Annotated in this window: 14 protein-coding genes; 9 read left to right on the top strand and 5 right to left on the bottom strand. The window is 72.4% G+C overall.

Translation table 11 applies throughout. The annotated features are described in order from the left end of the window. Positions 1 to 92: 92 nt before the first annotated feature. On the top strand, positions 93 to 1,391 hold the full coding sequence (locus tag DCW30_RS05345; RefSeq protein WP_062778233.1) for a citrate synthase: 1,299 nt from the start codon (positions 93 to 95) through the stop codon (positions 1,389 to 1,391). A 450-nt stretch (positions 1,392 to 1,841) separates the two neighbouring features. On the opposite strand, the gene DCW30_RS05340 is transcribed toward DCW30_RS05345, so the two are convergent. The 4 genes from DCW30_RS05340 to DCW30_RS05325 all read right to left on the bottom strand — a co-directional run bounded on the left by DCW30_RS05340 (position 1,842) and on the right by DCW30_RS05325 (position 6,150). Continuing rightward, positions 1,842 to 4,079, bottom strand: a complete 2,238-nt coding sequence (locus tag DCW30_RS05340) for a heavy metal translocating P-type ATPase (RefSeq protein WP_237283571.1) — start codon at positions 4,077 to 4,079, stop codon at positions 1,842 to 1,844. Positions 4,080 to 4,302: 223 nt separating this feature from the next. Next, positions 4,303 to 4,632 (bottom strand): heavy-metal-associated domain-containing protein, encoded by a 330-nt coding sequence (locus DCW30_RS05335; RefSeq protein ID WP_076686274.1) that lies wholly within the window; start codon positions 4,630 to 4,632, stop codon positions 4,303 to 4,305. A 145-nt stretch (positions 4,633 to 4,777) separates the two neighbouring features. Then, positions 4,778 to 4,975, bottom strand: a complete 198-nt coding sequence (locus tag DCW30_RS05330; protein WP_062778237.1) for a MerR family transcriptional regulator — start codon at positions 4,973 to 4,975, stop codon at positions 4,778 to 4,780. Positions 4,976 to 5,250: 275 nt separating this feature from the next. Continuing rightward, a complete protein-coding gene (locus tag DCW30_RS05325) occupies positions 5,251 to 6,150 on the bottom strand; it encodes a sugar phosphate isomerase/epimerase family protein (RefSeq protein WP_076686275.1) in 900 nt (299 codons plus the stop codon). A 137-nt stretch (positions 6,151 to 6,287) separates the two neighbouring features. On the opposite strand from DCW30_RS05325, the gene iolC reads away from it, so the two are divergent. The 6 genes from iolC to DCW30_RS05295 all read left to right on the top strand — a co-directional run bounded on the left by iolC (position 6,288) and on the right by DCW30_RS05295 (position 14,317). Continuing rightward, a complete protein-coding gene (gene iolC, locus DCW30_RS05320) occupies positions 6,288 to 7,241 on the top strand; it encodes a 5-dehydro-2-deoxygluconokinase (protein WP_257788607.1) in 954 nt (317 codons plus the stop codon). A 107-nt stretch (positions 7,242 to 7,348) separates the two neighbouring features. Continuing rightward, on the top strand, positions 7,349 to 8,272 hold the full coding sequence (locus DCW30_RS05315) for a Cgl0159 family (beta/alpha)8-fold protein (RefSeq protein WP_076686276.1): 924 nt from the start codon (positions 7,349 to 7,351) through the stop codon (positions 8,270 to 8,272). A gap of 27 nt (positions 8,273 to 8,299) precedes the next feature. Next, positions 8,300 to 9,112 (top strand): 5-deoxy-glucuronate isomerase, encoded by an 813-nt coding sequence (gene iolB / locus DCW30_RS05310; protein ID WP_062778243.1) that lies wholly within the window; start codon positions 8,300 to 8,302, stop codon positions 9,110 to 9,112. Then, positions 9,109 to 10,998, top strand: coding sequence for a 3D-(3,5/4)-trihydroxycyclohexane-1,2-dione acylhydrolase (decyclizing) (gene iolD, locus DCW30_RS05305; RefSeq protein ID WP_076686277.1), 1,890 nt, complete (start codon positions 9,109 to 9,111; stop codon positions 10,996 to 10,998). The genes iolB and iolD overlap by 4 nt, the downstream gene beginning before the upstream one ends. Positions 10,999 to 11,015: 17 nt before the next feature. Further along, entirely contained in the window at positions 11,016 to 12,518 is a 1,503-nt protein-coding gene (gene mmsA, locus DCW30_RS05300; protein ID WP_076686278.1) for a CoA-acylating methylmalonate-semialdehyde dehydrogenase, read from the top strand. Positions 12,519 to 12,901: 383 nt separating this feature from the next. Further along, complete coding sequence (locus DCW30_RS05295; protein ID WP_076686279.1) at positions 12,902 to 14,317, top strand: APC family permease; 1,416 nt, start codon at positions 12,902 to 12,904, stop codon at positions 14,315 to 14,317. A gap of 44 nt (positions 14,318 to 14,361) precedes the next feature. On the opposite strand, the gene DCW30_RS05290 is transcribed toward DCW30_RS05295, so the two are convergent. After that, a complete protein-coding gene (locus DCW30_RS05290) occupies positions 14,362 to 15,591 on the bottom strand; it encodes a threonine synthase (RefSeq protein WP_076686280.1) in 1,230 nt (409 codons plus the stop codon). Between the two features lie 149 nt (positions 15,592 to 15,740). Here DCW30_RS05290 and DCW30_RS05285 point away from each other — a divergent pair, with 149 nt between their 5' ends. Further along, positions 15,741 to 18,428, top strand: a complete 2,688-nt coding sequence (locus DCW30_RS05285; protein WP_079250135.1) for an alpha/beta fold hydrolase — start codon at positions 15,741 to 15,743, stop codon at positions 18,426 to 18,428. Further along, entirely contained in the window at positions 18,425 to 19,294 is an 870-nt protein-coding gene (locus DCW30_RS05280) for an ABC transporter permease (protein ID WP_062778254.1), read from the top strand. The genes DCW30_RS05285 and DCW30_RS05280 overlap by 4 nt, the downstream gene beginning before the upstream one ends. Positions 19,295 to 19,417 lie beyond the last annotated feature (123 nt).

Below are 19,417 nucleotides of genomic sequence, written 5' to 3'. Positions count from 1 at the left end.
CGACCCCGAGTGCACTCTCCAGGGCCAAATGGGGGATGGTAGAGACAGTCAGGGCACCTCGAAGAAGAGGCACAACGTCGGTGAGGGATGACGTGAGCGAGAACGGTAACAACGCTGTAGTACTGCGGTACGGCGATGGCGAGTACACCTACCCGGTGATCGATTCGACCGTCGGCGACAAGGGCTTCGACATCGGGAAGCTCCGCGCCCAGACCGGTCTGGTGACCCTGGACAGCGGCTATGGCAACACCGCCGCCTATAAATCCGCCATCACCTATCTCGACGGCGAACAGGGCATCCTCCGGTACCGCGGCTACCCGATCGAGCAGCTGGCCGAGCGCTCCACCTTCACCGAGGTGGCGTACCTGCTGATCAACGGCGAACTGCCGAAGGTCGACGAGCTGGCCTCGTTCAAGAACGAGATCACGCAGCACACCCTGCTGCACGAGGACGTCAAGCGGTTCTACGACGGCTTCCCGCGAGACGCCCACCCGATGGCCATGCTGTCGTCCGTGGTCAGCGCGCTGTCGACGTTCTACCAGGACAGCCACAACCCGTTCGACGAGAAGCAGCGCCACCTCTCGACGATCCGCCTGCTCGCCAAGCTTCCGACGATCGCCGCCTACGCGTACAAGAAGTCGCAGGGCCACCCGGTCGTCTACCCGCGCAACGACCTCGGCTACGTCGAGAACTTCCTGCGCATGACCTTCTCGGTGCCCGCCGCCGAGTACGAGCTGGACCCGGTCGTGGTCTCCGCGCTCGACAAGCTGCTCATCCTGCACGCGGACCACGAGCAGAACTGCTCGACCTCCACCGTGCGCCTGGTCGGCTCCTCGCAGGCGAACATGTTCGCCTCGATCTCGGCCGGCATCTCGGCCCTGTGGGGCCCGCTGCACGGCGGCGCCAACCAGTCGGTCCTGGAGATGCTGGAAGGCATCCAGGCCACCGGCGGCGACGTCGACACCTTCATCCGCAAGGTGAAGAACAAGGAAGACGGCGTGAAGCTCATGGGCTTCGGGCACCGCGTCTACAAGAACTTCGACCCCCGGGCGAAGATCATCAAGGCGGCGGCGCACGACGTCCTCTCGGCGCTCGGCAAGTCCGACGAGCTGCTCGACATCGCGCTGAAGCTGGAGGAGCACGCGCTGGCCGACGACTACTTCGTCGAGCGCAAGCTCTACCCCAACGTGGACTTCTACACGGGCCTCATCTACCGCGCCATGGGCTTCCCGACCGAGATGTTCACGGTCCTCTTCGCCCTCGGCCGCCTGCCGGGCTGGATCGCCCAGTGGCACGAGATGATCAAGGAGCCCGGATCGCGCATCGGCCGTCCGCGCCAGATCTACACCGGTGAGGTCCTGCGCGACTTCGTTCCGGTCGAGGGCCGCTGACCGGCACATCCCGGCTCTGAGGCGTCCGCACAAGCGGAAAGCGCCCCGCCGTCGATCCCCCCACGGGTCGACGGTCGGGGCGCTTCCCTTTTTCCCGGTGCGGATTCCCCCCACGGGATCCGGCCGGGCGTTCGGTGGGCCCTGCGGTCCGCCGGGACGCGTACTGACGGGAGGGCCGCTCAAAGCTCCCCGACGCACGTGCCCCGGCCAACAACACACTCCGAGAACATCCCCCAAGATGTCCTCCGATGTCGGAAGACGTCCCCCAAGACATCTTCTGGCATCGTCCCATTAGACTCGCGACCCCCCAAGATGGTTACGTTCAGATCAATGTGATCTGCGTCTCTTGCATATGTCCTGTCTGTCGGCAAAGCGTGAAATGTAGATGCGCCCAAGGGTGTGAAGGTGCGGAAACGGACATGTGAAGGGGTCATGAGAATCTGCGATGGATCATGAAAAAGTCCGCAGGCGCAGGCTGTTGGTGACGACGAACACCGAAGAGAAGGCCATCGCGGCCCCCGCGATCATCGGATTGAGAAGCCCGGCCGCGGCGAGCGGCAGCGCGGCGACGTTGTAGCCGAAGGCCCAGAACAGATTGCCCTTGATCGTGGCGAGGGTCTTCCTGGCGAGCCGGATGGCGTCCGCCGCGACCCGCAGGTCCCCGCGCGCCAGCGTCAGATCACTCGCCTCGATCGCCGCGTCCGTGCCCGTGCCCATCGCGAGCCCCAGATCGGCGGCGGCCAGCGCCGCCGCGTCGTTCACCCCGTCGCCGACCATCGCCACCACCCGGCCCTCGCCCCGCAGCCGCGTCACGACGTCCACCTTGTCCTGCGGCAGCACCTCCGCGTACACCGCTTCCGGCGCGATGCCCACCCGCTCGGCCACCGCGTCGGCCACCGCCTTGTTGTCGCCGGTGAGCAGCACCGGTTCCAGACCCAGCGCGCGCAGCTCGCGCACCGCCTCCGCGCTGGTCTCCCGCACGGCGTCGGCGACGGTGAGCACACCGCGCGCGGCCCCGTCCCAGGCGACGAGCACGGCCGTGCGCCCGGCGGCCCGCGCCCGCTCCCCGGCGGCCGTCAGCGCCTCCAGGCCCGTCACCCCGGCCTCCGCGAGGAGCCGCTCCCGCCCCGCGAGGACCTCGTGACCGTCCACGGCGCCCCGCACCCCGAGCCCGGGGACGTTCTCGAAGCGCTCGGGGGCGGGCAGTTCCCCGGCGCCGAGGCCGAGCCGGCCGGCCGCGCCCGCCGCGAGGGCGCGGGCCACCGGGTGCTCGGAGGCGTGCTCCAGCGCGCCGGTCAGACGCAGGAGCTGCTTCTCGTCCGTGTCCCCCGCGGCGTACACGTCCTCCAGTTCCATGCGGCCCGTGGTGACGGTGCCGGTCTTGTCCAGGACGACGGTGTCGACGCGGCGCGTGGACTCCAGGACCTCGGGACCCTTGATCAGGATGCCGAGCTGGGCGCCGCGCCCGGTGCCGACCATGAGGGCGGTCGGGGTGGCGAGGCCCAGCGCGCAGGGGCAGGCGATGATCAGGACGGCGACGGCGGCGGTGAAGGCGGTGGTCACGTCACCCGTGGCGCCCAGCCAGCCCGCGAGCGTGCCGGCCGCGATGAGCAGGACCACCGGCACGAAGACCCCGGCGATCCGGTCGGCGAGGCGCTGCACCCGGGCCTTGCCGGTCTGGGCGTCCTCCACGAGCCGCGCGATCCGGGCGAGCTGGGTGTCGGAGCCGACGCGGGTGGCGCGGACGACGAGGCGGCCCGAGGTGTTCACCGTCGCGCCCGTGACGGCGTCGCCCACGCCCACGTCGACCGGCACGGACTCGCCGGTCAGCATCGAGGCGTCGACCGCCGACGCGCCGTCGACGACGGTGCCGTCGGTGGCGACCGTCTCGCCGGGCCGTACGAGGAAACGGTCGCCGACGGTCAGGCGGCCGACCGGGACGCGCTCCTCGGAGCCGGACCGCAGGACCGTCACGTCCTTGGCGCCCAGTTCGAGCAGGGCGCGCAGGGCCGCGCCCGCCTTCCGCTTGGAGCGGGCCTCCAGCCAGCGGCCGAGGAGGATGAAGGTGACGACGCCCGCGGCGACTTCGAGGTAGATCGTCGACGCGCCGTCCCCCGGCTCTGCCGTGAACGCGAAGCCGTGCCGCATCCCCGGCATCCCGGCGTCCCCGACGAACAGCGCCCACAGGGACCAGCCGAAGGCGGCGAGCGTGCCGATGGAGACGAGCGTGTCCATGGTCGCCGCGCCGTGCCGGAGGTTGGTGGCCGCCGCGCGGTGGAAGGGCAGGCCGCCCCAGACGACGACCGGCGCGGCGAGGGTCAGCGAGAGCCACTGCCAGTTGTCGAACTGGAGGGCGGGGATCATCGCGAGCAGCACGACGGGCAGGGAGAGCAGCGCGGAGACGACGAGGCGCCGGCGCAGCGTGTCGGGCTCGGTGATGTCCGCGGTGGTCGGCGGCGGGGCGTGACCGGACGACGGCTCGGACTCCCGGTCCGGCTCCGGCGGCGGCGGAACGATCTCCTCCGCCGAGTAGCCCAGCTTCTCGACCAGGGCGATCAGGTCGGCGACCGTGACCCCTTCGGCGTACTCGACCCGAGCTTTCTCCGTCGCGAGGTTGACCGAGGCGGTCACGCCCTCCATGCGGTTCAGCTTCTTCTCGATGCGGGACGAGCAGGACGCACAGGTCATCCCGCCGACGGCGAGCTCGACCGCGGAGACGTCGGGGGCCTGTGAGGCTGCGGAGGCATGGGAGGCGTCGGGGGTCGCGGACGCCGCGGGGACTTCGGACATGGCTCTCTCGTCCTGCTTCTTCGGTGCGGGGACGGCCGCGGGCCCTGTGGTGTCGGGGTGACACCGCAGGGCCCGGGTTCCCGGCGGGGGGCCGGTCAGACGGGGTTCGGTCGGGTCCTGGTCAGGCCTTGACGCCGACGAGCTCGTACCCCGCCTCGTCCACCGCGGCGCGGACCGCTTCCTCGTCCAGCGGGGCGGCGGAGACCACGGTCACGAGACCCGTGGCGGCCACGGCCTCGACGGAGCCGACGCCCGCGATCTCCGAGATCTCGGAGCTGACGGCGCCTTCGCAGTGCCCACAGGTCATCCCCGTCACCTCGTACACCGTGGTGACGGCGCCCTGCGGCGTCTCCGCGGCGGCGTCTCCGCCGCCGTGGCAGGAACCGCTGGGGGAGCAGCAGGAGCCGGTCGTCTCGGACGCGGCCTGCGGGAGCTCGGTCTGGGCGCTCATGTCGTTCTCCTCGGGATGCGTGTACGTGTGCGGCGTAACGTGCCAAGGGGGACCCCGCAGTCCCGGGGGCCTCCTCACACTCCGAAGACTATACCCCTAGGGGGTACTTCTCAACGAGACGGGGACGCCGCACGGCAGGGGGGCTTCAGTCTCTGCGTCCTCTGTTGCGGGGGCGGGCGGCGACCCAGGCGCGGACCGTGTCCGCGTACCAGTAGGGCTTGCCGCCCTCCACGTGGTCGGGGTCGGGCAGCAGTCCGTGCTTCCGGTAGGAGCGCACGGTGTCGGGCTGCACCTTGATGTGCGCGGCGATCTCCTTGTACGACCAGAGCCTGCGGTCGGTCATGGCGACACCTCCCTGCGCGCGTCCGGGGCGGCCGGGTGTGGCCGACGGGGGAACCGGGCGCGGCGCGCGGCGATCACTCAGCCTCTGCCCGGCGAATGGCGCCCTGTTACCGGGAGTGCGTGGTTGTTGACCGCCTGTCACACATGTCTCGCACATGCGAGACATGTGTGACAGGAAAGGGATCTTTGTGGCAGAAGTGACGCAAGGCCCGTGGGCCGGTCCGCGTTTACGTGCCGGAGGGGCGTCGGCCGATGCGCCCGCAGGAGCGTCGTCCCTTACGCGCCGCAGGAGCGGAGGAAGGCGCGGGTGCGGCGGGCGATCGGCAGGGGCTTGTCCGGCGGGCAGGGGTACATGTCCTGCTCCACGATCGCGAACAGCTCGACGCCGAGCTTCTGGGCCGCGGCGAGCACGGGTTCGAGGGCGGGCACCCCGGCGGGCGGCTCGCACATCACTCCGCGGGCCACGGCGGGCCCGAACGGCACCTCCTCGGCGCGCACGCCGGCCAGGATCTCGGGGTCGACCTGCTTGAGGTGGAGGTAGCCGACGCGCTCGCCGTAGGTCTCGATGAGCTTGACGCTGTCGCCGCCGCAGTACGCGTAGTGGCCGGTGTCCAGGCAGAGCGAGACGAGGTCCGGGTCGGTGGCGTCCAGGAAGCGGGTGACGTTCTCCTCGGTGTCGATGTGCGTGTCCGCGTGCGGGTGGACCACGACGCGCAGGCCGTAGCGCTCGCGGACCTCGTGGGCCAGGCGCTCGGTCTGGGTGGTCAGTTCGCGCCATTGTCCGGGCGTCAGGACGCGGTCCTCCAGGACCGTGCCGGTCTTGTCGTCGCGCCAGAAGGAGGGGATGACGACGAGGTGCCCCGCGCCCATCGCCCGGGCGAGGGCGGCGTTGTCCGCGACGTGCGCCCACGTCTTCTCCCAGACCGCGGGGCCGTGGTGCAGGCCCGTGAAGACCGTGCCCGCCGACACCTTGAGGCCGCGGCGGCCCGTCTCCTCGGCCAGGACGGCCGGGTCGGTGGGCAGATAGCCGTACGGGCCGAGCTCGATCCACTCGTACCCGGAAGCGGCGACCTCGTCGAGGAAGCGGCGCCAGGGGACCTGGCGCGGGTCCTCGGGAAACCACACGCCCCACGAGTCGGGCGCCGAACCGATCCGGATGCGAGACAGCGTCGTCATGTCGGCCAGCCTCCAGGCGGCTTCGGAACAGTGTCAAGGAGTGGTCCGAATGTAAGGACAAAATGTTGACAGGGCTCCGTGAGCGGGATTAGACCTGGGGGCACACGACCGACCGGCCCGGCGAAGGGACGCACAGGGTGAGTGATCCGTACGACGTCATCACCATGGGCCGGATCGGGGTGGACCTCTATCCGCTGCAGACGGGGGTGCCGCTCGACGAGGTCACCTCGTTCGGGAAGTTCCTCGGCGGCTCCGCGAGCAACGTCGCGGTGGCCGCGGCGCGACTGGGCCGCCGCGTCGCCGTCGTCACGCGCACGGGCGAGGACCCCTTCGGGGCGTATCTGCACCGGGCGCTGCGGGAGTTCGGCGTCGACGACCGCTGGGTGAGAGCCGTCCCCGGGCTGCCGACACCCGTGACGTTCTGCGAGGTCTTCCCGCCGGACGACTTCCCGCTGTACTTCTACCGGCTGCCCAAGGCGCCCGACCTGGAGATGTGCGAGAGCGAGCTGGACCTCGACGCCATCGCCGCCGCCCGGATCTTCTGGATGACGGGTACGGGGCTGTGCGCGGAGCCCAGCAGATCGGCCACGCTGGCGGCGCTCGGCGCGCGGACCGCGGGGACCACGGTGTTCGACCTTGACTGGCGGCCCATGTTCTGGGGCGACCCCGCCGAGGCCCGGCCGCACTACACCGCCGCCCTCGCGCACGCCACGGTCGCCGTCGGCAACACCGACGAGGTCGAGATCGCCACGGGGTGCCGGGAACCGGCCGCCGCGGCGCGGGCGCTGCTCGACGCCGGGGTCGAACTCGCCGTGGTCAAGCAGGGCCCCGAGGGGGTGCTCGCGATGAACCGGGCCGGTGACGTCGCCGAGGTGCCGCCGCTGCCCGTGACGGTGCTGAACGGTCTGGGCGCCGGGGACGCGTTCGGCGGGGCGGTGTGCCACGGGCTGCTCAGCGGCTGGGAGTTGGAGCGGGTCATGCGGTACGCCAATGCCGCGGGGGCGATCGTGGCGTCCCGGCTCGAGTGCTCCTCCGCCATGCCTTTTCCCGGCGAGGTCGCCTCGGTTCTGGATGCCGGGGGTGTCCTGTGACCGCCGCTCGTGGCGGCCGTCCTCGGGGCTCCGCCCCGGACCCCGCTCCTCAAACGCCGGAGGGGCTGGGCATGACCGCCGTCTCTCCTGTGGCGGAGGGGTTGGACATGGCCGCTGTTTCTCCTGTGGCGAAGAGGCTGGGCTCCGTCGATGTCGGGGGTCTCGCGCGCACGCGGGCCCGGCGCCCCGAAGCCGTCGCCGAGGCCGCTGCTCGGCGGGGGCGGCGGCCGCTGGTCGGGGGGAGCGGGCGCCTGATGATCGTCGCCGCCGATCATCCCGCCCGGGGGTCCCTCGCCGCCGGAGGCGATCCGCTCGCCATGGCCCACCGCGGCGACCTGCTCGCGCGGCTCTGCCTGGCCCTGTCCCGGCCCGGGGTCGACGGGGTGCTCGCCACCGCCGACATCCTGGACGACCTGCTGCTGCTCGGCGCGCTCGACGGCAAGGTCGTCATGGGGTCGATGAACCGCGGCGGGCTCGCGGGAGCCGCCTTCGAGATGGACGACCGGTTCACCGGGTACCGCCCGGAGGACCTGGCGCGACTCGGTTTCGACGCGGGCAAGCTGCTGCTCCGCGTCGACTACGACGACCCGGGGTCGCTGCGCACCCTGCACTCCGCCGCGCGCACGGTCGACGCGATGGCGGAGCGGGAACTTCCGGTGTTCGTCGAGCCGTTCCTCAGTCGACGGGAGGGACCGGGGCCGGTCCGCAACGACCTGAGCGCCGAGGCCGTGTCGCGGGCCATCGCCATCGCCTCCGGGCTCGGGGGCTCCTCCGCGTACACCTGGCTGAAGGTCCCCGTCACGGAGAACCCCGACGACATGGCCCGGGTCATGGAGACGTCGACCCTGCCGGCGGTGCTGCTCGGCGGCGACGTGGGGCACGGCGCCGGGGACGCGGACGCCGCCTTCGAGAAGTGGCGCGGCGCGCTGCGGCTGCCCACCGTGCAGGGGCTCGTCGTCGGCAGGGCGCTGCTCTATCCGCCGGACGGCGATGTGGCGGGGGCGGTCGACACCGCCGTAGGACTGCTCTGACGGACGGAAGTGGCTCGGGAGGCCCCTATGACGTACGTACCGAAAGGGAGTGCGAGCGATGGTCCGTACGCCCTCGCCATCGACCCGAAGACGGCGGGTTGGGCCTACTCAGCGCTGCGCGTCGTCGAGATTCCGCCCGGTGGATCGCACGACTTCGCCACCGGTGAGAGTGAATGGATCGTGCTGCCGCTGACCGGCGGCTGTACGGTGCACACGGAAGGCGGGATCATCGAACTCCTGGGCCGGGAGAGCGTGTTCAGCGGAGTCTCCGACTTCGCTTACGTGCCCCGCGAGGCCCGGATCCAGATCGCCTCCGGCGCGGGAGGCCGCTTCGCCCTGGCAGGAGCGAAGTGCGAGCGTCGACTCCCCGCCCGCTACGGCTCCGCGCCGGAGGTACCCGTCGAGAGCCGCGGCAGCGGCGCCTGCGCCCGCGAGGTCAGGAACTTCGCGTCCGCGGACGCCTTCGACTGCGACCGCCTCATCGCGGTCGAGGTGATCACGCCCGGCGGCAACTGGTCCTCGTACCCGCCCCACAAGCACGACGAGCACCGTCCGGGCGTCGAGGCCGAGCTCGAGGAGATCTACTACTTCGAGATCGAGGCGAGCGGGGGCCGGGAGGGCTTCGGCTATCAGCGGGTCTTCCCCTCCCGCGCGGGTGGCGCCGACGTTCTCGCCGAGGTCCGCACCGGCGACGCGGTGCTGGTGCCCGACGGCTGGCACGGCCCGTCCGTCGCCCAGCCGGGGCACCGGATGTACTACCTGAACGTGATGGCCGGACCCGGCGACGAGAGGGAGTGGAGGATCTGCTTCCACCCCGACCACACGGAGGGATACCGATGACGACGACCCCGGCGGGCAGCATCCGGCTGACCACCGCGCAGGCGCTCGTGCGCTTCCTGTCCCGGCAGCACACCGAGCGGGACGGCACCCGGCGGCGGCTCATCGGCGCGACCTGGGGCATCTTCGGGCACGGCAACGTGGCGGGGATCGGCCAGGCGCTCGTGGAGCACGCCGAGGAGATGCCCTTCCACCAGGGCCGCAACGAACAGGCGATGGTGCACGCCGCCGTGGGCTATGCCCGCCAGTCCGGCCGGCTCGCCACCCACGCCGTCACCACGTCCATCGGGCCCGGCGCCACCAACCTCGTCACCGGCGCGGCCCTCGCCACCGTCAACCGCCTGCCGGTGCTCCTCCTGCCCGGCGACACCTTCGCCGCCCGGCCCGCCGACCCGGTGCTCCAGCAGCTCGAAGTGCCCTACGCGGGCGACGTCTCCGTCAACGACTGCCTGCGCCCCGTCTCACGGTACTTCGACCGCGTGACCCGCCCCGAGGCCCTGGTCCCGGCCGCCCTCGCCGCGATGCGGGTGCTCACCGACCCCGCCGACACCGGCGCCGTCACGCTCGCGCTGCCGCAGGACGTGCAGGCGGAGGCGTACGACTGGCCGGAGGAGTTCTTCGCCGAGCGGGTGTGGACCGTCCGCAGGCAGGCCCCCGACCCGCGGGAGCTGGCCGCGGCCGCCGGCCTGGTGCGCGCGGCGCGGCGGCCCCTGATCGTGGCGGGCGGCGGCGTCCACCACAGCGCCGCCGAGGACGCCCTCGCCCGCCTCGCGGACGCCACCGGAATCCCCGTGGCCTCCACCCAGGCGGGCAAGGGCTCGCTGCGCTTCGACCACCCGGCGGACGTCGGCGGCATCGGGCACACCGGCACCGCGCCCGCGAACGAACTGGCCCGCGCCGCCGACCTGGTGATCGGCGTCGGCACCCGCTACAGCGACTTCACCACGGCCTCGGGCACCCTCTTCGAGGCGCCGGGGGTGCGCTTCCTGAACCTGAACATCGCGCCCTTCGACGGGCACAAGATGGCGGGCGCCACCCTGATCGCCGACGCGCGCGCCGGGCTCGAAGCGCTCACCGCGGAACTGGAGGGGCACCGCGTCGAGCCCTCCTTCACCCTCGACTACCGCGGTGACAAGGCGCGCTGGGAGCAGCGCGTCGACGCCGCCTATGCGACGGACGAGCCGGACGTGCGCCCCAGCCAGACGCAGGTGCTCGGGGTGCTCGACGAGGTGGTGACCGAGGACGACATTGTCATCAACGCCGCCGGGTCGCTCCCCGGCGACCTGCACAAACTCTGGCGGACCCGGTCGGCGCGGCAGTACCACGTCGAGTACGGCTACTCCTGCATGGGCTATGAGATCCCGGCGTCGATCGGCGTGGCGCTCGCGGCGCCGGGGCGGCCGGTGTGGGCGCTGGTCGGCGACGGCACGTATCTGATGAACCCGACCGAGATCGTCACGGCCGTCCAGGAGGGCATCCCGGTCAAGGTCGTCATCCTGCAGAACCACGGCTATGCCTCGATCGGCGGGCTCTCGGCCTCGGTGGGCGGCGAGCGCTTCGGGACGGCCTACCGCTTCCGGGCGGACGACGGCGGGTACACCGGGGCGCCGCTGCCGGTCGACCTGGCCGCGAACGCCGCCTCGCTCGGCATGCGCGTCCTGCGCGCGAAGACCGTCCGTGAGCTGCGGGAGGCGCTGCGCGAGGCGCGCGGGGCAGACCGTCCCACATGTGTCTATGTGGAGACGGAAACGGCAGACACAGTGTCGGGCCCGCCCCCCGCACAGGCGTGGTGGGATGTGCCCGTGGCCGAGACGGCGACCCGGGCGTCCGCGGTCAAGGCCAGGGAAGAGTACGACCGGCACGTCGCAGCCCGGCGCCGCCACCTGTGAGAGTAGGGATGCTTGTCATGACGAAGACGGTCAATCACTGGATCGGCGGGAAGGCCGTCGAGGGGGCCTCGGGTACGTTCGGCCCGGTCACCGACCCGGCGACCGGCGTCGTCACGACGCAGGTCGCCTACGCGAGCGCCGACGAGGTGGACGCGGCGGTCGCGGCGGCCCGCGAGGCCTTCACGACCTGGGGCGCCTCCTCGCTCGCCAAGCGCACCGCCGTGCTCTTCGCGTTCCGCGCGCTGCTCGACGCCAACCGCGACGCGATCGCCGAGCTGATCGTCGCCGAGCACGGCAAGGTGCACTCCGACGCGCTCGGCGAGGTCGCCCGCGGCCTGGAGATCGTCGACCTGGCCTGCGGCATCACCGTGCAGCTCAAGGGCGAGCTGTCCACGGAGGTCGCCTCGCGCGTGGACGTGGCGTCCATCCGCCAGCCGCTGGGCGTCGTCGCGGGCATCACGCCGTTCAACTTCCCGGCCATGGTGCCGATGTGGATGTTCCCGCTGGCCATCGCGTGCGGCAACACCTTCGTGCTCAAGCCGAGCGAGAAGGACCCCTCCGCGTCGATGAAGATCGCGGAACTGCTCGCCGAGGCCGGTCTCCCCGACGGCGTCTTCAACGTCGTGCACGGCGACAAGGTGGCCGTCGACCGCCTCCTCGAACACCCGGACGTGGCGGCCGTCTCCTTCGTGGGCTCCACGCCCATCGCCCGCCACATCCACGCCACCGCCTCCGCCAACGGCAAGCGCGTGCAGGCGCTCGGCGGCGCCAAGAACCACATGCTGGTCCTGCCCGACGCGGACCTGGACGCGGCGGCCGACGCCGCCGTCTCGGCCGCCTACGGCTCCGCCGGCGAGCGCTGCATGGCCATCTCGGCCGTCGTCGCGGTCGGCTCGATCGCGGACGAGCTGGTCGCCAAGATCAAGGAGCGCGCCGAGAAGATCAAGATCGGTCCGGGCAACGACCCCGCGTCCGAGATGGGCCCGCTGATCACCGCCGCCCACCGCGACAAGGTCGCCTCGTACGTCGCGGGCGCCGCGGCCGAGGGCTGCGAGGTCGTCCTCGACGGCACCGGATACACGGTCGAGGGCCACGAGAACGGCCACTGGATCGGCCTCTCCCTGCTCGACCGCGTCCCCACGACCGCCAAGGCCTACCGGGACGAGATCTTCGGCCCGGTCCTGTGCGTGCTGCGCGTCGACACGTACGAGGAGGGCGTCGCCCTCATGAACGCCTCGCCGTTCGGCAACGGCACCGCGATCTTCACCCGTGACGGCGGCGCGGCCCGCCGCTTCCAGCTGGAGATCGAGGCGGGCATGGTCGGCGTGAACGTGCCGATCCCGGTGCCGGTGGGCTACCACTCCTTCGGCGGCTGGAAGGACTCCCTCTTCGGGGACCACCACATCTACGGCAACGACGGCACGCACTTCTACACGCGCGGCAAGGTCGTCACCACGCGCTGGCCCGACCCGTCGGACGCGCCGGCCGGGGTCGACCTGGGCTTCCCGCGCAACCACTGAGTCACCGGCGCGTCACCACGCGTAGAGGGCGGCCGTCCGGATTCCGGACGGCCGCCCATATTTTTTAACGCTGTCTTTGCGGTTCCCGTGCACACGGTGCAATCCGGGCAGCGAAGGTGTCTGCATGGATATGCCTGCGAAGGCAAGGTCAACATTGCCGGATGGCTACTCATTGCCACCCACTGGCGCAAACTCTTGGGAAAGCCAGGCGACTTGGGTCGGTGTGACGCTGCGGATTCCGTAGGTAAATGACCGTTGACGTTCCGGTTATCGCCGGGGTTCGATGACGCGCCGGGAGCCACTGGAAGACGCTCGACTGCCTTCGGAGGCGATAGGGCTCCCGCCGCAGCATCTGCCGCACGAGTCGATCGGAACCGCGCTGTATGACCGATACGCTTCGCCCGCCCACGCCCGCTTCCGCGGCCGACGCCCCTCCGGCGCCGGTGGCCGTGCCGGGTGATCCCCAGAAGCTCAAGCGCTCCATCGGCGTCGTGGGAGGCACCCTCCTCACGCTGTCCTGCGTGACACCCGCCTCCACGCTCTTCGTGGTCGTCCCCGACCTCTTCTCCTCGCTCGGCACCGCGACCGCGCTCACCATCGCCATCGGCTCGCTGCTCTGCGTCGGCGTGGCGTTCTGCTACTCCGAGCTGGGCACGCTCATCCCCAGCGCCGGCGGCGAGTACGCGATGGTCTCCACGATGGCGGGACGCCTGGCCGGCTGGCTGGTCTTCGTCCTGTCCCTGCTCGTCGTGATGATCGTGCCGCCCGTGATCGCCATGGGCACCGCCGACTACCTGGCGCCGGTCCTCGACCTCGATCCGGCCTACGCGGGCGCGGGCGTCATGATCCTCGCCACCCTCGCGGGCCTGCTCGACCTGCGCGCCAACGCCTGGATCACCGGCATCTTCCTCGTCCTGGAGGTCATCGCCGCGGGCGTCGTCGCCGTCCTCGGCTTCGCGCACGCCGAGCGGGGCGCGGGCAGCCTGGTGGACCTCTCGGTCGCGGGCTCCGGTCCCGGCGGCGTCGACACCGTCACGGCCATGCTGATCGTCTCGGGCCTCGCGATCGCCCTCTTCGTCACGCAGGGCTTCTCGACGGCCGTGTACCTCTCCGAGGAGCTGGAGAACCCGCGCCGCAACGTCGCGCGCACCGTCCTCGCCACCCTCGCCATCTCCTCCGTCATCATCCTGGTGCCGGTCATCGCGATCACCATGGGCGCGAAGAGCCTGACGGCCCTCACCGAGGGCGACATCAGCGCCATGGTGACGGCCTGGTCCAACTCGGCCGTCGGCACGTTCGTCAGCCTCTGCGTGGCCCTCGCGATCATCAACGCGGGCATCGTCATGGTCATCCAGAACTCCCGCGTCCTCTTCGCCTCGGCCCGCGACAAGGCCTGGCCCGCACCGGTGAACAAGGCCCTGTCGAAGCTCGGCGCCTCGGGCGCGCCCTGGGTGGCCACGCTCCTCGTGGGCGTCCCGGGCGCCCTGCTCTGCTTCGTCAACCTCGACACCCTGTACGGGGTGACCGGGGTCTCCGTGACCGGCATGTACCTGCTGGTGGCGGTGGCCGCGCTGCTCGCGCGGCGGGGCGGACACGGCCACCGCTCGGCCTGGCGGATGCCGCTGTGGCCCGCGGTCCCCGTGGTGCTCATCGCGGTCCTCGCCTACGTGCTCAGCCGGCAGGAGTTGTCCTACCTCGGGTGGACCGGGGGGATCGTCGTGGCGGCCACGCTGTACTTCGTGCTCTACCTGCGGCCCCGGCGGGAGACCCGGTGGCTGGTGAGCGTGCCGGAGGAGTAGGGCCCGGCGCCCGGACCAGGGCGGCCGGAGGGCGCCTTCGTGGATCAGGCCGTCGCGCCGACCCGTCGCTCCACCTCCGCCCAGTCCTCCGGGTCGACCTCGGTGGAGCGGCCCCCGGCCAGCAGGTCGCGGTCCTTGAAGCCGCTGGACGTGGACACGCAGACCACGGGCCCCTCGACCGCGGGGCCGAGCTGCCGGTACCCCGCGAGCCCCGCGGCGGCGGACAGCTCGGCCCACAGGCCCGACCCGGCCAGCTCCGCGCGCGCCGCCGCCATCTCCGCGTCGGAGACCAGCAGGGCCGCGCCCCCGCTCTCCCGCACCGCCACGACCCCCCGGTAGCCGCCGACCGGTGAGCCGATCGCGTAGGCGGCGGTCTCTCCGACGGGGACCCGGGTGGCGGGCACCCCGTCCCGCAGCGCGGCGGCGAGCGGCCCGCCGGCGGCCGGCTCGCAGGAGTAGAGGCGCGGCACCCGGTCGGCGAGCCCGAGGGCGACCAGCTCCGCGAAGCCCTTCCAGACGCCGAAGAGCAGTTCCCCGTACCCCGTGGGCAGGAACACGGCCCCCGGCACGCCGAGCTCCGTGAAGATCTCGTAGGCCAGGGTCTTGTACCCCTCGGGTCCGAACGCGTGCCCGGTGTGCGTGGGCGTCACGTTGCTGACGGGGTGGTAGCCGAACCGCTCGACGATCCTGCGCAGCAGCGGCCACCGCGCGTCCACGGGCACGGACAGCACCACGGCTCCGTACGCCCGCAGGAACGCCTCCACCGCGGGCGGTGTCTCCGTCGAGCCGATCACGACGCACCGCAGGCCCGCCCGTGCCGCGTACGCCGCGGCCGAGGCGCCGTGGTTGCCCGACGAGGCGACGACGACGCCCTCCGCGCCCGCGCCGACGGCGGCGCTGACCGTGACGCGGTTGATGCGGTCCTTGTGGCTCCAGGTCGGATTGCGGGACTCGTCCTTGATCCAGAGGCCGTCGCCGAGGGGGACGAGGGGCGTGCCGCCCTCCCCGAGCCCCGGCGCGCGCAGCGGCGGCAGGAGCGGGGCCCACCGGTCGTGGCCGCGCGGCTGCCCGGCCGCGCCGGTGAAGAGGCCGGCCGGAACCTCGTCGTAGGCGTAGTCCACCTCTACGGGGTACGAGACGTTCTCCGTGCTGGTCACCGGGCAACCGGCGGTGAGCGGCGGCCACAGCGGGAAACGGACGGAGGGGTCACCGAGTGAGCGCTGGCCGATGGCGAGGGAATCGCGGGAGGTCACGGATGCGGACGGGGATGTCATGGGTGCAGACTCTATTCACCCCTGACACCCCGCGGCCACGCGTACCGCGGCGGCGGTACGCCGGGCGCGAAGCCTACTCCCCCGGGAGGTCACGCAGTTCAGTCCGGCGGCTGCCCCGGTCGTCGGTGCTCGCCCGTACGGTTGACGTCATGGATCTACGACTGCCCTGGCCCGGACGAGGGACGGGGCCCGCGAGCGGGCCCGGGCGCACCAGGGGCCGGCCGCGCCGGCTGGCAGCCGCCGCGGCCGGCGTCGTGCTGCTCGCGGGCGCCGGCACCTGGACGGCCGTCGCCTCGGACGAGGGACCGGCGGTGCACAGGACCGACGGCACGCTCGACGCCGACGGCGCGCGGATCGACACCTCGTACTTCACGGCGGGCGACCCCGGGCACAAGCGCCCCGCGGTCCTCATCGGCCACGGCTTCGGCGGCAGCAAGAACGACGTGCGGGAGCAGGCGGAGAAGCTGGCCCAGGAGGGGTACGCGGTCCTGACCTGGTCGGCCCGCGGCTTCGGCAGGTCCACCGGCAAGATCGGCCTGAACGACCCCCGGGGTGAGGTCGCCGACGTCTCGAAGATGATCGACTGGCTGGCGAAGCGGCCCGAGGTGCGGCTCGACGGGGACGGCGACCCGCGCGTGGGCGTCACCGGTTCCTCGTACGGAGGAGCGGTGTCGCTGCTCGCGGCCGGGCACGACGAGCGGGTGGACGCGATCGCCCCCCAGATCACGTACTGGAACCTCGCGGACGCCCTCTTCCCCGGCGGCGTCTTCAAGAAGCTCTGGGCGGGCACGTTCATCAACGCCGGGGGCGGCTGCGACCGCTTCGAGAAGCGGCTGTGCGACATGTACGAACGGGTCGCGGTCGCCGGGAAGCCGGACGACGCGGCGCGGAAGCTGCTCACCGAGCGCAGCCCGGCCGCCGTCGGCGACCGCATCAAGGTGCCGACGCTGCTCGCCCAGGGGCAGACCGACTCCCTCTTCCCGCTCGGCCAGGGCGACGCCATCGCCCACGCGATCCGCGCCAACCACGCGCCCGTGAAGGTGGACTGGATCGCGGGCGGCCACGACGGGGGCGACCGCGAGCGCGGGCGCGTCGAGCAGCGCGTCACCTCGTGGTTCGACCGCTATCTGAAGGACGACGAGGGCGCCGACACCGGCCCCGCGTTCCGCGTCACCCGCACCGGGGGCATGGACTCCACCGACGGGGCGGCGAAGCAGCGCGGCGCGAGCTCCGACCGCTACCCGGGCCTGGAGAGCGACCCGCGCGCCGTGCCGCTCGGCGGCCGCGAGCAGACCTTCGACAACCCCGCGGGCGCCAACCCGCCCGCCATCTCCGGCCTGCCGGGCCTCGGCGCGGGCAACCTCAGCCAGATGTCCTCGCTCGGCGTCGGCGTCTCCCTCGACGTCCCCGGGCAGTACGCGAAGTTCGACTCGGAGCCGCTGCGGGAAGACCTCCGGATCACCGGGGCCCCGACCGCGCGCGTGCACGTGAAGTCCTCCAGCGAGGACGCCGTGCTCTTCGCGAAGGTCTACGACGTCGGACCCGGCGGCAAGCAGCGCGTCCTGCCCTCCCAACTGGTCGCGCCGATACGGGTCGAGGGCGCCAGGGCCGGCAAGGACGTCACGCTGCGGCTGCCCGCCGTCGACCACGAGGCGCGCAAGGGCCACCGCCTGCGCCTCGTGCTCGCCTCCACCGACCTCGGATACGCCTCGCCCGCCGAGCCCGCCGAGTACACCGTCTCGCTCAAGGGCGACCTGGAGGCGCCGACGGCGGCCGGCGTGCGGACCGCCGCCGCGCCGATGCCCGCCTGGGTGTGGTGGCTGCCCGTCGCCGGAGCCGTGCTCACCCTCGCCCTCCTGGTCACCGGGCGGCGCCGCACGACGGCGCCCGCACCCGACCCGGACCTCGCCGAGGTGCCGCTGCAGATCACGGACCTGAGCAAGCGGTACGCGAAGTCCAGCGACCGGTACGCCGTGCGGGACGTCTCCTTCCGCGTCGAGAAGGGCCAGGTCCTCGGCCTCCTCGGACCGAACGGCGCGGGCAAGACGACGACCCTGCGCATGCTCATGGGCCTGATCCGGCCCGACGCGGGCGAGATCCGCGTCTTCGGGCAGGCGATCAGGCCGGGCGCGCCGGTCCTCTCCCGGGTCGGCGCCTTCGTCGAGGGCGCCGGCTTCCTGCCGCACCTCTCGGGCCGGGAGAACCTGGAGCTGTACTGGAAGGCCACCGGGCGCCCCGCCGAGGACGCCCACCTGGACGAGGCCCTCGAGATCGCCGGGCTCGGCACCGCGCTGGCCCGCGCCGTGCGGACGTACTCCCAGGGCATGCGGCAGCGCCTGGCCATCGCCCAGGCCATGCTCGGCCTGCCCGACCTGCTGATCCTCGACGAGCCGACCAACGGCCTCGACCCGCCGCAGATCCGCGAGATGCGCGAGGTCATGATCCGGTACGCGCGCGGCGGGCGCACCGTCATCGTCTCCAGCCACCTCCTCGCCGAGGTCGAGCAGTCCTGCACGCACCTCGTCGTCATGGACCGCGGCCGCCTCGTCCAGGCCGGACCCGTCACCGAGATCGTCGGCTCGGGGGACACGCTCCTGGTCGGCCTCGCGCAGGACGTCTCCGACCCGCTCGTCGAGAAGGTCGCCGCCCTGCCCGGCGTCGCCTCGGCGGTCCGCGCGGACGACGGCCTGCTCGTGCGGCTCGACGGCACCGAGGCGGGCGCCGCCGCGCGGCTCCTGCCCGAACTGGTGCGCCTGGAGGTGCCCGTGGAGTCCATGGGCCCGCACCGCCGCCTGGAAGACGCGTTCCTGACCCTGATCGGAGGAGGCGCCGCATGACCGCCACCGCACCCCCGGAGCGCGCCACGGCCCCCGGCTACCGCGCGGGCCGCACCCTGCCCCTGCGGGTCGAGGCGGTCCGCCAGCTCAAGCGGCGCCGCACCCTCGTCATGGGCGCCGTCATGGCGCTCCTGCCCGTGGTGCTCGTCATCGCCTTCGCCGTCGCGGGCGGCTCGCCCGAGTCCCGCAGCGGACGGGTGACGCTGATGGACACCGCCACGTCGTCCGGCGCGAACTTCACGGCGACCGCGCTGTTCGTCTCGGCGGGCTTCCTCCTCGTGATCCCCGTGGCGCTGTTCTGCGGGGACACGGTCGCCTCCGAGGCGAGCTGGTCGTCCCTGCGCTATCTCCTCGCGGCGCCCGTGCCGCGGTCCCGGCTGCTGTGGTCCAAGCTCGCCGTCGCGCTCGGCCTCAGCGCCGCCGCGATGATCCTGCTGCCGCTGGTCGCGCTGGCGATCGGCACGGCGGCGTACGGCTGGGGGCCGCTGGAGATACCGACCGGCGGCGCGCTGCCCGCGGGCACGGCGGTGCGGCGCCTGCTGGTGGCCGTCGCGTTCATCTTCGTCTCCCAACTGGTCACCGCGGGGCTCGCGTTCTGGCTGTCCACGCGGACCGACGCGCCGTTGGGCGCGGTCGGCGGCGCGGTCGGCCTGACCATCGTCGGCAACGTCCTCGACGCCGTCACGGCTCTCGGCCACTGGCGGGACTTCCTCCCCGCCCACTGGCAGTTCGCCTGGGCCGACGCCTTCCAGCCGACGCCCGAGTGGGGCGGCATGATCCAGGGCTCGGCGGTGTCGGTGACGTACGCGCTGGTGCTGTTCGCGCTGGCCTTCCGGGGGTTCGCGCGGAAGGACGTGGTGTCGTAGCGGGTGGCGTGGCGGCGGCGTGAGCCCCCCGCCGGGCCGGCCGTGGCCGCATCGAGACCCATCCGCAATCTCCCGTGCCGATCGTCCGAAGGGCCTTCCGCGTCACAGTCAGGAAGACCGACG

The sequence above is a fragment of the Streptomyces alfalfae genome (assembly GCF_004127445.1).
GTDB lineage: Bacteria > Actinomycetota > Actinomycetes > Streptomycetales > Streptomycetaceae > Streptomyces > Streptomyces alfalfae.
The sequence above is the reverse complement of the archived record's forward strand: the minus strand, read 5'-3'. Positions and strand labels throughout refer to the sequence as shown.